15 protein-coding genes are annotated in these 14,584 nt (G+C 72.8%); 8 read left to right on the forward strand and 7 right to left on the reverse strand.

Annotation, left to right across the window (positions count from 1 at the left end; genetic code table 11):
- The 4 genes from IG74_RS0128350 to IG74_RS0128365 all read right to left on the reverse strand — a co-directional run.
- Positions 1-708 (reverse strand): TerD family protein (locus IG74_RS0128350; RefSeq protein WP_030683130.1); only part of this gene is annotated, 708 nt, incomplete at its 3' end.
- 81 nt (positions 709-789) lie between these two features.
- On the reverse strand, positions 790-1,368 hold the full coding sequence (locus tag IG74_RS0128355; RefSeq protein ID WP_030683131.1) for a TerD family protein: 579 nt from the start codon (positions 1,366-1,368) through the stop codon (positions 790-792).
- A gap of 148 nt (positions 1,369-1,516) precedes the next feature.
- Complete coding sequence (gene uvrB, locus IG74_RS0128360; RefSeq protein WP_030683134.1) at positions 1,517-3,661, reverse strand: excinuclease ABC subunit UvrB; 2,145 nt, start codon at positions 3,659-3,661, stop codon at positions 1,517-1,519.
- 51 nt (positions 3,662-3,712) lie between these two features.
- Complete coding sequence (locus IG74_RS0128365) at positions 3,713-4,600, reverse strand: MHYT domain-containing protein (protein ID WP_030683136.1); 888 nt, start codon at positions 4,598-4,600, stop codon at positions 3,713-3,715.
- A 274-nt stretch (positions 4,601-4,874) separates the two neighbouring features.
- Between IG74_RS0128365 and IG74_RS0128370 the strand changes: the two genes are divergently transcribed.
- The 3 genes from IG74_RS0128370 (at position 4,875) to IG74_RS0128380 (ending at position 8,021) form a co-directional block, all read left to right on the forward strand.
- Positions 4,875-5,777, forward strand: coding sequence for a glycerophosphodiester phosphodiesterase (locus IG74_RS0128370; protein WP_030683138.1), 903 nt, complete (start codon positions 4,875-4,877; stop codon positions 5,775-5,777).
- 85 nt (positions 5,778-5,862) lie between these two features.
- The gene (locus IG74_RS0128375; protein WP_030683140.1) at positions 5,863-6,438 is read left to right on the forward strand and encodes a methylated-DNA--[protein]-cysteine S-methyltransferase; all 576 of its coding nucleotides are present in this window, start codon (positions 5,863-5,865) and stop codon (positions 6,436-6,438) included.
- Between the two features lie 302 nt (positions 6,439-6,740).
- Positions 6,741-8,021 (forward strand): MFS transporter, encoded by a 1,281-nt coding sequence (locus IG74_RS0128380; RefSeq protein ID WP_030683143.1) that lies wholly within the window; start codon positions 6,741-6,743, stop codon positions 8,019-8,021.
- 55 nt (positions 8,022-8,076) lie between these two features.
- Here the strand turns inward: IG74_RS0128380 and IG74_RS0128385 are convergent, their stop codons facing one another.
- Entirely contained in the window at positions 8,077-8,445 is a 369-nt protein-coding gene (locus IG74_RS0128385; RefSeq protein ID WP_030683145.1) for a cupin domain-containing protein, read from the reverse strand.
- A gap of 46 nt (positions 8,446-8,491) precedes the next feature.
- On the opposite strand from IG74_RS0128385, the gene IG74_RS0128390 reads away from it, so the two are divergent.
- The 3 genes from IG74_RS0128390 to corA all read left to right on the forward strand — a co-directional run bounded on the left by IG74_RS0128390 (position 8,492) and on the right by corA (position 11,674).
- On the forward strand, positions 8,492-9,442 hold the full coding sequence (locus IG74_RS0128390; protein ID WP_078869102.1) for a pseudouridine-5'-phosphate glycosidase: 951 nt from the start codon (positions 8,492-8,494) through the stop codon (positions 9,440-9,442).
- Positions 9,439-10,383, forward strand: coding sequence for a carbohydrate kinase family protein (locus IG74_RS0128395; RefSeq protein WP_037826173.1), 945 nt, complete (start codon positions 9,439-9,441; stop codon positions 10,381-10,383). The genes IG74_RS0128390 and IG74_RS0128395 overlap by 4 nt, the downstream gene beginning before the upstream one ends.
- 136 nt (positions 10,384-10,519) lie before the next feature.
- Positions 10,520-11,674 carry a magnesium/cobalt transporter CorA gene (gene corA / locus IG74_RS0128400; RefSeq protein WP_030683151.1) on the forward strand — a complete coding sequence of 385 codons (1,155 nt, stop codon included), beginning with the start codon at positions 10,520-10,522 and terminating at the stop codon, positions 11,672-11,674.
- A 28-nt stretch (positions 11,675-11,702) separates the two neighbouring features.
- Here corA and IG74_RS0128405 read toward each other — a convergent pair whose 3' ends face one another.
- Both IG74_RS0128405 and IG74_RS0128410 read right to left on the reverse strand, forming a co-directional pair.
- The gene (locus IG74_RS0128405; RefSeq protein ID WP_030683152.1) at positions 11,703-12,122 is read right to left on the reverse strand and encodes a CBS domain-containing protein; all 420 of its coding nucleotides are present in this window, start codon (positions 12,120-12,122) and stop codon (positions 11,703-11,705) included.
- A 204-nt stretch (positions 12,123-12,326) separates the two neighbouring features.
- Positions 12,327-12,959 carry a uridine kinase gene (locus tag IG74_RS0128410; protein WP_030683153.1) on the reverse strand — a complete coding sequence of 211 codons (633 nt, stop codon included), beginning with the start codon at positions 12,957-12,959 and terminating at the stop codon, positions 12,327-12,329.
- Between the two features lie 94 nt (positions 12,960-13,053).
- Between IG74_RS0128410 and IG74_RS0128415 the strand changes: the two genes are divergently transcribed.
- Both IG74_RS0128415 and IG74_RS0128420 read left to right on the forward strand, forming a co-directional pair.
- The gene (locus IG74_RS0128415; RefSeq protein ID WP_037826167.1) at positions 13,054-13,746 is read left to right on the forward strand and encodes a DUF2293 domain-containing protein; all 693 of its coding nucleotides are present in this window, start codon (positions 13,054-13,056) and stop codon (positions 13,744-13,746) included.
- Between the two features lie 278 nt (positions 13,747-14,024).
- Complete coding sequence (locus IG74_RS0128420; protein ID WP_030683156.1) at positions 14,025-14,504, forward strand: DUF1772 domain-containing protein; 480 nt, start codon at positions 14,025-14,027, stop codon at positions 14,502-14,504.
- Positions 14,505-14,584 lie beyond the last annotated feature (80 nt).

The following is a 14,584-nucleotide window of genomic DNA, read 5'->3' on the forward strand; positions in this document are numbered from 1 at the left end:
CGGCTGGGCCGGGGCGGGCGGGACCGGGTGGGGGACGGTGACGTCGCCCTGCGGCGTGGCCGGACGCTGGCCCGGGGCGGTGTTGTGCCCCTGGGCGGCGGCCCGCACCCGGGTCTCGTCCGCGGGGCGGGGCGGGGGCGGGGCGACGGAGCGGGCGAGGCCCTGGGCCACCGCCTCGTTGATGGTCGCCGCGAGGTCCTGGGCCTGGGGCAGGCCCTGGTCGGTGAGCATTTCGGCGAGGCCGCCCGCGTAGCCCTGGCCGACGGCGCGCACCTTCCAGGCGTCCTGCCTGCGGTACAGCTCCAGGGCGACGACGGCCGATTCGGCGGAGAGGTCCGTGAGGGTGTAGCTGGCGATCTCGGTGCCGTCGAGGCCGGTGACGGCGACGAACGGCGCGGCGACGGACCCGAAGCTGGCCGGGCCCGCGACGCCGACGGGGAGCGCGAGCAGGACGTTGACCTGGTGGGCGTCGTCCGGCAGCGCGTCGAGGTCGACGGCGAGGCGGTGGTCGGCGGCGGCCTGCCGGGACACTTCCAGCCCCGGCAGGGTGGGCGCTCCGGGGTGGGCCACCCAGGAGGTGCCGCGCACCTTGCGCCGGTCGTCGCTGAGCGTGGCGCCGGCGACGACCGGTTGGGCGGCCGACACCCGGACTTCCAGACGGGTGCCGGGAAGCGGATGGTTCTGCCCCCTGACCAGCTCGGCCGTCATCGCGTTCGTTCCCCCTTGTCGGCCCCCTCGCCGGGCCTTTCGTCACAGCGGACTGCCGTCCGGGGACGGCCGAGTCGTGCTCTACAGGTGCGGCAGGATCGCCGGCATCAGGTCCTGGAAGGTGCGGCCGTTGGCAGGGTTGCCGATGGCCGTCATCTGCCAGCCGGTGCCCGCGCGGTGGACCTTGGCCATGATCTGGGCGGTGTACTGGCCGCCGCCGTCCAGGGTGTAGCGGGCGAGCTCCTGGCCGTTGGTCTCGTCGACCAGGCGGCAGAAGGCGTTCTGCACCTCCTGGAAGGTCTGGCCCGTGAAGGAGTTCACCGTGAAGATGATCTGGTCGATGTGGACCGGGACGCGCTGGAGGTCGACGAGGATGGCCTCGTCGTCGCCGCCCTGGCCGACGCCGCCGACCAGATTGTCCCCGGTGTGCCGCACGGAGCCGTCGTCGCTGACGAGGTGGCGGAAGAACACCACGTCCACGGGCTGCTTGTCGGCGAACAGGACGGCCGACGCGTCCAGGTCGACCTCGCGCGTCCGGGTGCCGAACAGGCCGCGCCGCGGGGCCGCCTGCCAGCCGAGGCCCATGCGCACCGCGGTCAGGGCGCCCCCGTCGTTCTTCTGCAGGCTGATGGCCTGGCCCTTGGTCATGTTGACCGTCACGCGCTGTCCCCTTCTCGAACTCCCCAGGGCGGCCGCCGCCTTCCGGCGACCGCCCCATCACCCTATGCAGCGGTGTCCAGCGCGCCGCAGCTCGGTCCGGACATTGTGTCGGTGTTGCAACACACCGCGACGTCCGGACCGTTCTCCGCTACGCCAGGCCCGCCTCCTTCATCTGTCGCAGTTCCTTCTTCATCTCCGACACCTCGTCGCGCAGCCGCGCGGCGATCTCGAACTGGAGGTCCGCGGCGGCGGCGCGCATCCGCTCGGTCATCTCCTCGATCTGCGCGGCCAGCTCGGTGGCGGGCTTGTCCGTGGGCGTCTGCTTGTCCTTGGCGGACTTCTTCGCCGCCTTGGCGGGAGCCCCGGCGGCCACCTTGCCGAGGGAGGGCACGGGGGCCTTGGCGCTCTTGCCGTCCTTCGCCTTGCGGTAGTTCGTACCGAGGAGCTGCTCGGTGTCGACCTCCTCGCGCGCGATCGACGACACGATGTCGTTGATCTTCTTGCGGAGGGGCTGCGGGTCGATGCCCCGCTCCTTGTTGTACGCGATCTGCTTCTCCCGGCGGCGGTTGGTCTCGTCGATGGCCTTCTCCATCGCCGGGGTGATCTTGTCGGCGTACATGTGGACCTGACCGGAGACGTTGCGCGCGGCGCGGCCGATGGTCTGGATCAGTGAGGTGCCCGAGCGCAGGAAGCCTTCCTTGTCGGCGTCGAGGATCGCCACCAGGGAGACCTCGGGCAGGTCGAGGCCCTCCCGCAGGAGGTTGATGCCGACCAGGACATCGAACTCGCCGGCCCGCAGCTCGCGCAGGAGCTCGACGCGGCGCAGGGTGTCGACGTCGCTGTGCAGATAGCGGACCTGGATGCCCAGTTCCAGGAAGTAGTCGGTGAGGTCCTCGGCCATCTTCTTGGTGAGCGTGGTGACGAGGACGCGCTCGTCCTTCTCGGTGCGCTTGCGGATCTCGTGCACCAGGTCGTCGATCTGGCCCTCGGTGGACTTGACGACGACCTCCGGGTCGACGAGTCCGGTGGGGCGGATGATCTGCTCCACGTGCCCGTCCGAGCGGGACAGCTCGTACGCGCCCGGGGTCGCCGACAGATAGACGGTCTGCCCGATGCGCTTCTGGAACTCCTCCCACTTCAGGGGGCGGTTGTCCAGTGCGGAGGGGAGCCGGAAGCCATGGTCGACGAGGGTGCGCTTGCGGGAGGCGTCGCCCTCGTACATGGCGCCGATCTGCGGGACGGTGACGTGCGACTCGTCGAGGACGAGCAGGAAGTCGTCCGGGAAGTAGTCGAGCAGGGTGTGCGGCGGGGTGCCGGGGCCGCGGTCGTCGAAGTGCATCGAGTAGTTCTCGACGCCGGAGCAGGAACCGATCTGGCGGAGCATCTCCAGGTCGTACGTGGTGCGCATGCGCAGGCGCTGGGCCTCCAGCATCTTGCCCTGCTTCTCCAGCTCGGCGAGGCGCTCGGCGAGCTCCTTCTCGATGCCGTTGATCGCCTTCTCCATGCGCTCGGGGCCCGCCACGTAGTGGGTCGCCGGGAAGACGTACAGGTGGTCGTCGTCGCTGATGACCTCGCCGGTGAGCGGGTGGAGCGTGGAGAGCGCCTCGATCTCGTCGCCGAACATCTCGATGCGCACGGCCAGTTCCTCGTAGACCGGGAAGATCTCGATGGTGTCGCCGCGGACGCGGAAGGTGCCCCGGGTGAAGGCGAGGTCGTTGCGCGTGTACTGGATGTCGACGAAGCGGCGCAGGAGCTGGTCGCGGTCGATCTCCTCGCCGACCTTGAGCGGCACCATGCGGTCCACGTACTCCTGCGGGGTGCCGAGGCCGTAGATGCAGGAGACGGAGGCGACCACGATGACGTCGCGGCGGGTGAGCAGCGAGTTGGTCGCGGAGTGGCGCAGGCGCTCCACCTCCTCGTTGATCGAGGAGTCCTTCTCGATGTACGTGTCCGACTGCGGGACGTACGCCTCGGGCTGGTAGTAGTCGTAGTACGAGACGAAGTACTCCACCGCGTTGTTCGGCAGGAGCTCTCGGAACTCGTTCGCCAGCTGGGCGGCCAGGGTTTTGTTCGGCGCCATGACGAGTGTCGGGCGCTGGAGCTTCTCGATCATCCACGCGGTGGTGGCCGACTTGCCGGTGCCGGTCGCGCCGAGCAGGACCACGTCCTTCTCACCTGCGCGGATGCGCTTCTCCAGCTCGGCGATGGCGGCCGGCTGGTCGCCACTGGGCTGAAACGGGCTGACGACCTCGAAAGGTGCCACCGTGCGTTCGATCTTCGATACGGGCCGCATGGGATCCACCGTACGACTCCGCACTGACAACGCCGCTCCGCGACCGCGCTCTCACCACTTCTGCGGGGCGCGCGCACCTGGCCTGCGGCGGCTCCTGCGGCCCGGCCTCGCCGGTGCCCTGCGGCCGACGTGCCCGTACTGGCGGTCGCCGGAGCGCGGCACGGGGTACGAGGGGGTGCGCGGCCGCGCGGCGGCCTTCAGGTCGGCCTTGCCGAGCAGCATCAGCGGATCGACCATCACGATCACGCCCGAGAGCAGCAGGAAGGCCAGCGGGCCGATCATGAGGGGCGCGAGCAGCTCGGCCGACGAGCCCCCGGCCGACGGGCTCGGGGTGCTGTGCAGGTGGACGCTGACGGCGGCCATGCCGGTGTAGTGCATGCCGCTGACGGCGAGGCCCATGACCAGGCTGGCGCCGAGGCTCCACAGGAAGCCCCTGACCTGCCCGGCCGCCCACAGCGCGGCGATGGCGGCGACGACGGCGATCACGACGGAGGCGGCGACGGTGAGGGTGTTGTACTGGAGCCTGCCGCCCAGGCGCATACCGGCCATCCCCAGGTAGTGCATCGACGCGATGCCCAGGCCTGTGATGGTGCCGCCGGTGAACAGGGCCGTCCCGCTGGCGCCCCGGTAGCCGACGATGAAGATCCCGACACCCACCATCACGATGGCGACGGCGAGGCTCGCGAAGGTCGTCAGGCGGTCGTAGGTGATGGGGGTCTCCTGGACGGTGAAGCCCATCATGGCGATGAAGTGCATGGTCCAGATGCCGGAGCCGATCGCGGCGGAGCCGAGGGCGAGCCAGCCCGGCCGCCAGGAGTGTGCGACGAGCAGCGACCTCGTGGTGCAGCGCAGGCCGAGCGCCCCGCCGAGACAGGCCATGAGGTACGCGACCACGGGTGTGACGAGCCCGTAGCTGAAGCCGTCGACCGTGCCCTCCATGAGCGCTAGCCCTTCCGCCTGTCGTACCCGAATGTCCCGGAACACCCCGTCCGCCCCCGGTCGACCGCCGGGTGACGGAGCGTCGGCTGAGGCGAGGGTAGGGCTCATCCAGGAACGTACGAACGATTTTCCGGCAAAGAAACACGGCTTCCGCGCGCGGGGTCCCCACATGGGTGGCTGGTGTTCAGCCTGTGGCCATCCTGCACCTGTCTGTAGTTGGCGGTGCACTGTCACGCTCACGGCGTCCCCCCGAGCTCCGACGCGAGGAGAAGCCGTGCCCGCACGCGCAGCCGCCGCCACGACCGCCGCCCTCCTGGGGGCGGGTGCTCTGGTGCTCCCCTCCACCGCCGCCGCCCAGACGCCCGCCCAGGAGAGCCGCGCCCACGCGGCCGCCGCGCACCACAGACCGCTGGTCGTCGCCCACCGCGGTGCCTCCGCCTACGCCCCCGAGAACACCCTCGCCGCCATCGACAAGGCCGACCGGCTCGGCTTCCGCTGGGTCGAGAACGACGTCCAGCGCACCAAGGACGGCGTGCTCGTCATCGTGCACGACGACAACCTGAAGCGGACGACGAACGTCGAGGAGGTCTTCCCCGACCGCGCTCCCTGGAAGGTCAAGGACTTCACCGCCAAGGAGATCGCGAAGCTCGACGCGGGCAGCTGGTTCGGCGCCAAGTACAAGGGCGCGCGCGTGCCGACGCTCACGCAGTACATGAACCGGGTCGCGCGCAACGGCCAGCGGCTCGTCCTGGAGATCAAGAAGCCGGAGCTGTACCCCGGCATCGAGCGCGACACCCTGCGCGTGCTGCGCGAGACGGGCTGGCTGGAGCGCCACCGCGTGAAGCACGACCTGGTCGTGCAGAGCTTCAGCGCGGACAGCGTGCGGCAGGTGCGCAGGCTGCGGCCGGACATCAAGACCGGCTTCCTGGGGACGCCCGCCGTCGCCGAGCTGCCGAAGTACGCGCAGTTCGCCGACCAGATCAACTCCACGCACACGTCCGTCTCCAAGGGCTACGTCGCCGCGATCCAGGACCTCAAGGGCCCGCACGGCAAGCCGCTGGAGATCTTCACCTGGACCGTCGACGAGGCCGCGGCGGCGCGGCGGGTCGCGGACTTCGGGGTGAACGGCATCATCACCAACAAGCCCGACGTGGTGCGCGCGGCGCTGCGCGACTGACGGGCGGGCCGAAGCCGGGGCCGGGGCCGCCTGACCGGACCCCGGCCCGGCCGCGTTGTCAGTGCCCGGCCGTACGGTGGTGTCCATGAACGCCACGGGGCACACCCAGCAGGAGCAGCAGCGGGCCGGGCGGCCGGGCCCGGTCTGGGCCGTCGTCGCCAGCGACATCGGCCCGCTGCTGCTGGCCGCGACCGGGACCGGCCTGGTCAACGTCGTCTTCCACGCCACCGACGACGTGCGGGACAAGGCCGTCGAGCGCCTCGACCGGCTCGGCGCCGAGCCGGTCGAGGCGCCCGCCTCCCCGCTGCTCGCGGAGCCCATACGCCAGCTGACGGCCTACTTCGCCGGTCGGCGGCGCGACTTCGAGCTGCCGCTCGACTGGTCGCTGATCTCCGGCTTCAACCGCCAGGTGCTGCGCGAGCTGGCGACGGGCGTCCCGTACGGGGCGGTCGTGGGCTATGGAGACCTCGCCCGCCGCGTCGGCCAGCCCGGAGCGGCCCAGGCCGTGGGCGTGGCGATGGGCTCCAATCCGCTGCCGGTCGTGGTGCCCTGCCACCGCGTGGTCGAGAGCGACGGCGGCATCGGCGGCTTCGGCGGGGGCCTGGAGACCAAGCGGAAGCTGCTGGCCCTGGAGGGGGTCCTGCCCGAGCCGCTGTTCTGAGCCCGCGGGGCGCGCGGCTTCCCTGCCCGCGGGCCTCCCCTGCGTGTGGTCTCCCGTGCTCGCGGCCCTTTCCTGCGGGCCTCGTCGCGGGACGAGCCGTGTCGGTGTGTCCGTGCCTGCTGGCACACTGCGCGCGTGACCGCATCCTCCATATCCCCGTGTCCTCCGCCCCTCCGGAGATGTGTGCCGCACCCGGCACAGCCGCCGCGCGCAGGCGTCCCGTGGGCGTCGGCTCGTACGGGCGTCCCGTCGGCGTGGGCCCGTACGGGCGTCCCGTCCGCCATGGCCTCGGTGGGCGGGCGATGACCGCGACCGAGCGGGCGGCCGTTGGGCCCGTGGACGTGGCGGACCTGCCCGCCCTGCGTCGCCGCGTCTCCGCGGTCCTCGTCATCAGCCAGATCCTCGGCGGGCTCGGCGTCGCCACCGGCATCGCGCTCGCGGCCGTGCTCGCGAAGGAGGTCAGCGGCACCGAGTCGCTGTCCGGGCTCGCGCCCACCGCGACCGTCGCGGGGACAGCCCTCCTGTCGGTACCGCTGGCCGCCCTGATGACGGCACGGGGCCGCCGCCCCGGTCTCGTACTCGCGTATCTGATCGGTGCGTTGGGTGCGGCGGTCGTCGTCGTGGCCGCGGCCGTCGAGAGCTTTCCGCTGCTCCTCGTGGGCATGGCCGGGTTCGGGGCCGCCTCCGCCGCCAACCTCCAGGCGCGGTTCGCGGCCGCCGACCTGGCCGAGCCGGGCGTCAGGGCCCGGGCCATCTCGAACGTCGTGTGGGCCACGACGATCGGCGCGGTGCTCGGCCCGAACATCGCGGCGCCCGCGGGCCGCAGCGTCTCCCCGCTCGGCATCCCCGAGGCGTCGGGGGCGTTCGTGTGGGCGGCCGGGGTGTTCCTGATCTCGGCGGTCGTCGTGGCGGTGCTGCTGCGCCCCGACCCGCTCCTGACCGCCCGCGCCCTGGAGCCCGAGGCGGACGCCTCGGCGGCGAGCGGGTCGCTGCGGGCCGGGATCGCCGCGGTGGCCGCGTCGGGGATGGCCAAGCTGGCCCTGGTGACGGTCACGATCGCGCACACCGCGATGGTCTCGATCATGTCGATGACCCCGGTCGACCTCGGTCACCACGGGGCGAGCATCGACCTGATCGGCCTGGTGATCAGCGGGCACATCGCGGGCATGTACGCGTTCTCACCGGTGATGGGGCGGCTCGCGGATCGGCTCGGACGGCTCAGCGTCATCGGCCTGTGCGTGGGGCTGCTCGCCGTCTCCGCGCTGCTCGCGGGCACCGCGGGCGGCAACCACGCGCAGACGGCGGTGGGCCTCTTCGTCCTCGGCCTCGGCTGGTCGGCGGGCCTGGTGTCCGGCTCCGCGCTGCTCACCGAGTCCGTGCCGCCGGCCGCGCGCGCCGCCGCGCAGGGCCTGTCGGACCTGACGATGAACGCGGCGGCGGGCGTCGGCGGCGCGATCGCGGGGCTCGTGGTCGCGCGGGCGAGCTACGGCTGGCTCAACCTCGCGGCGGCGCTCCTGCTCCTGCCGCTGGCGGCCCTCGCCCTGTTCACGAGGGGGTCACGGGCCGCCGAGCCCACGGCATGAGGCCGACCGCCCGGCGGCGCCTCGCCGACCCACCGGACAGGCCCTGGTCGCCCGGCTAGTCGCTCAGCGTGATGTGGTACGCCTTGCGCAGCGTCTCGTGGACCGTCCACGTCGTGCGGTCGCCCTCGCGCAGGACGGCCGCGTCGCCGGGGCCGACCTCGATGACGTCGCCGCCCTCCACCTCGATGGTGGCGCGCCCACTGACGACCACGAACAGCTCGTTGGCCTCGGTGTCGGTCACCACGCCCGGCGTGATCTGCCAGATGCCGCGCAGCTGCTTGCCGTCGGCGGACTCCCACAGGACCTTGCCGGTGACGACCGGGCTGCCGGAGACGATCTGCTCCGGATCCAACGGCTCCACTTCGAGGTCGACATCCGGGATGTGCACGGCAAATGAGGCAACACTCTGATCATTCGTGGTCATGGCCGGTCACCCTAATGGGTTTGCCGCGGCACGCCGCCCGCCAGGGATGAACCCAGGAGCGCAGGCGACCCGACTGGCAGGAGGCAGACCCGTGTTGGTGGTGTCCGACGAGGTACAGACGGCTCTCGCGCGGCGGCGGCCGGTCGTGGCCCTGGAGTCCACGATCATCGCGCACGGGCTGCCGCGCCCGCGCAATCTGCGCGTGGCGCTCGAACTGGAGGAGGCCGTACGCGAGGAGGGCGCCGTCCCGGCGACGATCGCCGTTCTGGACGGCCGCCCCCACGTCGGCCTGGACAAGGAGCAGCTGGAGCGGGTCGCCGGGGAGGACGGCATCCGGAAGCTGGGCCACCGCGATCTGCCCCTGGCTGTCGCCACGGGCGCCAGTGGGGCCACCACGGTGTCGGCGACCGCGCTGCTCGCCGCCCGAGCGGGCCTGCGGGTGTTCGCCACGGGCGGGCTCGGCGGGGTGCACCGGGAGTGGACGGCGACGCAGGACGAGTCCGCCGACCTCGGCCTGCTCGCGCGCACGCGGATCACGGTGGTGTGCGCGGGGGTGAAGTCGATCCTGGACGTGGCGGCCACGCTGCAGCGCCTGGAGACGCTGGGCGTCGCGGTCGCCGGGTACCGGACGGAGCGCTTCCCCGGCTTCTACCTCGCCGACTCCGGGCACTCCGTGGACTGGACGCTGCGTACGCCGGACGAGGTGGCGGCGGTGATGCGGGCGCAGGACTCCCTCGCCGGACCGGAGTCGGCGCTCGTCGTGGCGAATCCCGTGCCCCAGGAGCAGCAGCTCGATCCCGCACTCCACGCGCGCGTACTCGACGAGGCGCTACGGGAGTGCGCCGCGCGGGGGGTGACGGGGCAGGCGGTGACGCCGTTCCTCCTCGACCACCTGGTACGCCACACCGAAGGGGCGTCCCTGGAGGCGAATCTCGCGGCGGTACGGGGCAACGTACGCCTGGCGGCACGGATCGCGGCCGCGTGGGCGGCGGGATGACGGGCGGGGGCCGCCCTCCGGGCTTGCTGGTCGTCGGTGACGTCGTCACGGACATCGTCGCCCGGCACCGCACCCCCTTGGTGCCCGGCACCGACACGGAGGCCTCGATCCGCACGGTGCCGGGCGGGGCGGGCGCCAACGTCGCCTGCTGGGCGGCCTGCTGGGGGCATCGGGACGTGCGCTTCCTGGGGCGCGTGGGCGCCGACGCGGCGGCCTGGCACAAGGAGAACCTGGTCCGGGCGGCCGTGCTCCCGCACCTCGTCGTCGACCCCGAAGCCCCCACCGGCACCGTGATCAGCCTGGTTGACACGGGCAGCGGCACGGCGGAGCGGACCTTCCTCACGGACAGCGGCGCGGCGCTGCGCCTCGCCCCCGCCGACTGGACGCCGTCGCTGCTCGACGGCGTGGGCTGGCTGCACCTGTCCGGCTACTTGTTCTTCGCCGAGTCCAGCCGGGCGGCCGCGCGGGCGGCCCTCGGCGCGGCACGGGCACGAGGCGCGACGGTGAGCGTGGACCCGGCGTCGGCGGGCTTCCTCGCGCGACACGGCCCGGACCGCTTCCTGGACTGGTGCGACGGGGCGGACGTACTGCTGCCGAGCCGGGACGAGGCGGAGTTGCTCACGGGCCTGCCGCGGGCGGCGGACGCGGCACGGTCGCTGAGCCGTCGCTTCCCCACGGTGGTGGTCAAGTTGGGCGGCGAGGGCGCCCTGGCCGCGCGGGAGGGCGAGGTGCGGGTGCGCATGCCCGCGGAACGGGTGGACGCACGGGACTCCACGGGCGCGGGCGACGCGTTCACCGGCGCGTTCGTCGCCTCGCGGCTCGCGGGCGCGAAGCTGTGCGACGCGGTGGCCGAGGGCTGCGGCGCGGGGGCGCGGGCGGTGTCGCGGGTGGGGGCGCGCCCCGCGCTGACGGTTCCGCGGGACGGCGGCGGGCAGACGTAGCGACGACGGTTCCACGGCACCGCGGCGGGCAGGCGCGACGGCGTCCCGGACCGGAATCCTCCGATCCCCCAGGCTCAAACGCGCTGGGGACCGGACTGGCAGACTTGTCCCTCAAGTCCAGCGCGAGGAGCCGCACATGTCGATGGGGAGCAACTTGCGGAAGGTGAGCAGCCTCCGCAAGGTCGGGAACCTGAGGAGCGTTCGCGGCCTGCAGAAGGTGGCGCGCCTGACCCGGCGCAGCCCGCGCGTCGATCTGAGCCACCCCGCCCGCTCCCCCCTGGGCTCCTCGGTGGTGAAGTGCGTGACCTATCGCAAGGGGGTGCGGCAGACCACGGCGTGCGACGGCGACCTCGTCGAGGCCGTGGCCCAGGTCCGCAAGGACGACGACGGCTTCGTCTGGCTCGGCCTGCACGAGCCCACGGAGCCGGAGTTCGCCGGCATCGCCGAGCTGTTCGGCCTGCATCCGCTGGCGGTCGAGGACGCGGTCCACGCCCACCAGCGGCCGAAGGTCGAGCGCTATGACCAGATGCTGTTCGCCGTGTTCAAGACCGTCTGCTACGTCGAGCACGCCGAGCTGACCGCGACCAGCGAGGTGGTGGACACCGGCGAGATCATGGTCTTCGTCGGCCGCGAGTTCGTGATCACCGTGCGGCACGGCAGGCACGGCTCCCTCGGCCCGCTGCGCGAGCAGCTCGAGTCGACGCCCGAGCAGCTCGCGCAGGGCCCGGCCGCGGTGCTGCACGCGATCGCGGACCAGGTCGTCGACGACTACCTCGACGTGGCGGAGGCGGTCCAGGCCGACATCGACGAGGTCGAGTCCGAGGTGTTCTCCCCCACCGGGGCGCGCACGGCCGACCCCGGCCGCATCTACCAGCTCAAGCGTGAGCTGCTGGAGCTGAAGCGCGCGGTGGTGCCCCTGGCCAGGCCGCTCCAGGTGCTCGCCACCCAGCCGATACGCGTCATCGCCCCGGAGATACAGGCGTACTTCCGCGACGTGGACGACCACCTCAAGCGGGTCGTCGAGCAGATAGCCGCCTTCGACGAACTGCTGAACTCGATCCTCCAGGCCCACCTCGCCCAGGTGACGGTCGCGCAGAACGACGCCACCCGGAAGATCACGGCCTGGGCCGCCATCGTGGCCGTCCCGACGATGGTGTGCGGCATCTACGGCATGAACTTCGACCACATGCCCGAGCTGCACTGGCGGTTCGGCTACGCACTCGTCATGGGGGTGATCGCCACGGGATGCGTCGTGCTGTACCGCGGCTTCCGGCGCAACGGCTGGCTGTGACCGCGAGCCGCAGCGGCACCGGGAGGCGTCAGCCCTTGGCGTAGACGCTCTCGCACCAGGCCGCGAGCTGCTCCTCCGTCAGGTGCTTGGCGAGGTCGGCCTCGCTGATCATCCCGACGAGGCGCTTGTCCTCGATCACGGGCAGCCTGCGGATCTGGTGGCCCTGCATCTCCTCCAGGACGGCGTCGACACCGGCGTCCGAGGCGATCCAGCGCGGGGTGCCCTGGGCGAGTTCGCCCGCGGTGACCTTGGCCGGGTCGTGCCCCATGGCCACGCAGCGGACGACGATGTCGCGGTCGGTGAGGATGCCGCACAGCCGCTCGTTCTTGTCGCTGATGGGCAGGGCGCCCACGTCCAGCTGGCGCATCAGCTGCGCCGCGCGGTCCAGGGTCTCGTGGGCGGGGATCCACTGGGCCCCGCGGTGCATGATGTCTCCGGCGGTGGTCATGACGTACCTCCCGATGCCGGACGGCCGGCGCGGCGCGGGGGCACCGCTAGTCCCGACGACCTCATTCAGTCCCGACGACCTCATTGTCACCGCCCCACCGGACGCATGCACCCGCACCTGGTCAGCAGTCGGCGGGGGACGGCCGCACCACGGCAGGTCAGCGCTGCCACAGGCCTGCGCGCGGGCAGGCCGGCACCGCGCGGCTCAGCCGTGCCACGCCGGATGCCGCGGGTCGTCGGCCCGTACGACCACGTCGGCGGCGGCCGTGGGGTCCCGCTCGGCCTCGTAGCGCTCGAAGGCCGGGAGCGTCCACTGGTCCTCGGGCGGCGTGCGCCTGCGCAGGGCCCCGGGAGACAGCCGTACGTGCACCGTCAGATCGAAGGGGAACCAATGACCGAGCAGCAGGGGGCCGTGCAGCAACAGCAGGCCTCCCGGTGGGAGCTGGGCGTAGGAGCTGCGGGTTGCGCGGTCGGCCGCCGGGTCCCACAGGTCGGGCAGGATCCGTCCGGTGCCGCCGGGGTCCAGCGGTCCGAAGACCTCACGCCAGAGGGCGCCCGTGTCGAACCAGCCGCTGTAGTAGGCCTCGACGTCCTCGTGGCCGTACTCGAACCGCAGCGAGGCGGGCCGCAGGAACCCCTGGGTGCCGACGACGAGCGCGGACCGCCCGCGCACGCGCAGCGCCTCGCCGACCCGTTCCGCGAGGTCGCCGGGCCGGGCCGCGGGCGCGCCGTCGAAGGCGACGCGCGGCCAGTCGCCGCCGTCCGCGGGCGGCAGCTCCAGGAGCCGGTCGGCGAGGGTGTCGGTGAGCCGTTCCCAGGTGATCGCTTCGAGTCGCACGGGGCCATGATGCCCACACGCCCAAGGGGCGGCGCGGGTGGGCAGGGGTGCGCGGGCCGCGTGCGGTGCGCCGCCGGGCGGGAAGATACCTCCCATGGCACTGCCCCGCTCCGCAACTCCCGCCGCCGGTACCGGCCTTGTCGCCTTCCAGCCCCTCAAGCGCAAGCGCTGCGCGGAGTGCGGGGCGGGGCCGTTGGCGCTGCTCACCCTGGAGGAGGGCGGGCCGCGCTGTCTGGACTGCGCGGACCTCGGGCACCTCGTGTACCTCCCGCGCGGCGACACGGCGCTCACCAGGCGGTCGCGGGAAGGCAGCGCGCTGTCGGCGGTGGTGGTCCGCTTCAACCGGCGCAAGAGCCGGTACGAGCGCCAAGGCGTCCTGGTCGAGGAGGCGGCGCTCGCGCGGGCCGAGGAGCGGTGCCTGGCGGACGCGGAGGCACGGGCGCGGCGGCGCGCGCGGGACGCCGTGCGCCGTGCGGCCGGGGACGAGCGCTTCGCGGCGGCGTTCGCCGAGGAGATCCTGCGCCTCTTCCCCCGGTGCCCGCCGGAGCGGGCCCGGCGGATCGCCGCGCACGCCTCGGTGCGCGGCAGCGGCCGGGTGGGGCGCAGCGCGGCCGGGCAGGCCCTCACCCCGCGCGCGGTGACGGCTGCGGTGATCGCGGCGGTGCGCCACACGGAGACGGAGTACGACGCCCTGCTGATGCGCGGGATCCCCCGGGGCGAGGCCAGGCGCCGCATCGCCCGGGGCGTGGAGGAGACCCTGCGCGCCTGGGGGCGGCGGCCGAGCTGACCAGCGCCCTCGGCAGAGTGACCAGCATCCTCGGCAGCGTGGCCAGCACCCTCGGCAGGGTGGGAAAGGGGCAGCGCACGCCGGTGGCGAGACGGTGGCGCATGGAGCTGCGGGAACGGCGTATGGCCGGGGGCGCGTCGTGGCATTTGACTTGTCGTAGACACACCACACCGTGCAGGATCTTGCGCGGCGCGCCGACCGCCCCCAGGCCCGGTCCCCCGTAGGAAGCCCTCGCGGGAGCCGATCGTCCAGAGGCCGGACCCACTCAGGGAGTTGCCATGATCGAGGGACCCTACTTCGTGCTCACCGTCCTCGGTGCGATCTCCTGCGGCCTGGTCGCGGGGGTGTTCATCGGCTTCTCCACGTTCGTGATGAAGGGCCTCGCGGCGCTGCCCCCGGCCCAGGGCATCGCCGCGATGAACGCGATCAACGTCACGGCGGTCACTCCGGCGTTCATGGCGGTCTTCATGGGGGCGACGGGCGTGTGCGCGGTGCTCGCCGTGGTCACGTTCGTGCTGTGGCCGGACGAGGGCACGGTGGAGCTGCTGCTCGGCTGCGCGCTGTATCTGGTGGGCTGCTTCGGCGTCACCGTGGCGGCGAACGTGCCGCGCAACGACGCGCTGGCGAAGGTCGACGCGGGGTCGGAGCGCGGGGCCGCGTACTGGCGGACGTACGTGGCGGAGTGGACGATGTGGAACCACGTCCGCACCGTGGCGGCCACCGGCGCCTCGGTGGCCTTCGTCCTCGGCCTGACCTGACCGGCCCGGTCCGGACTGCTCGCCCCGGACCGCCCGACGAGCCCGACCCGACCCGACCGCCCCAGACCGCCCGACCGGCC

It is taken from the genome of Streptomyces sp. NRRL B-1347, assembly GCF_000720325.1.
Taxonomy (GTDB): Bacteria; Actinomycetota; Actinomycetes; order Streptomycetales; family Streptomycetaceae; genus Streptomyces.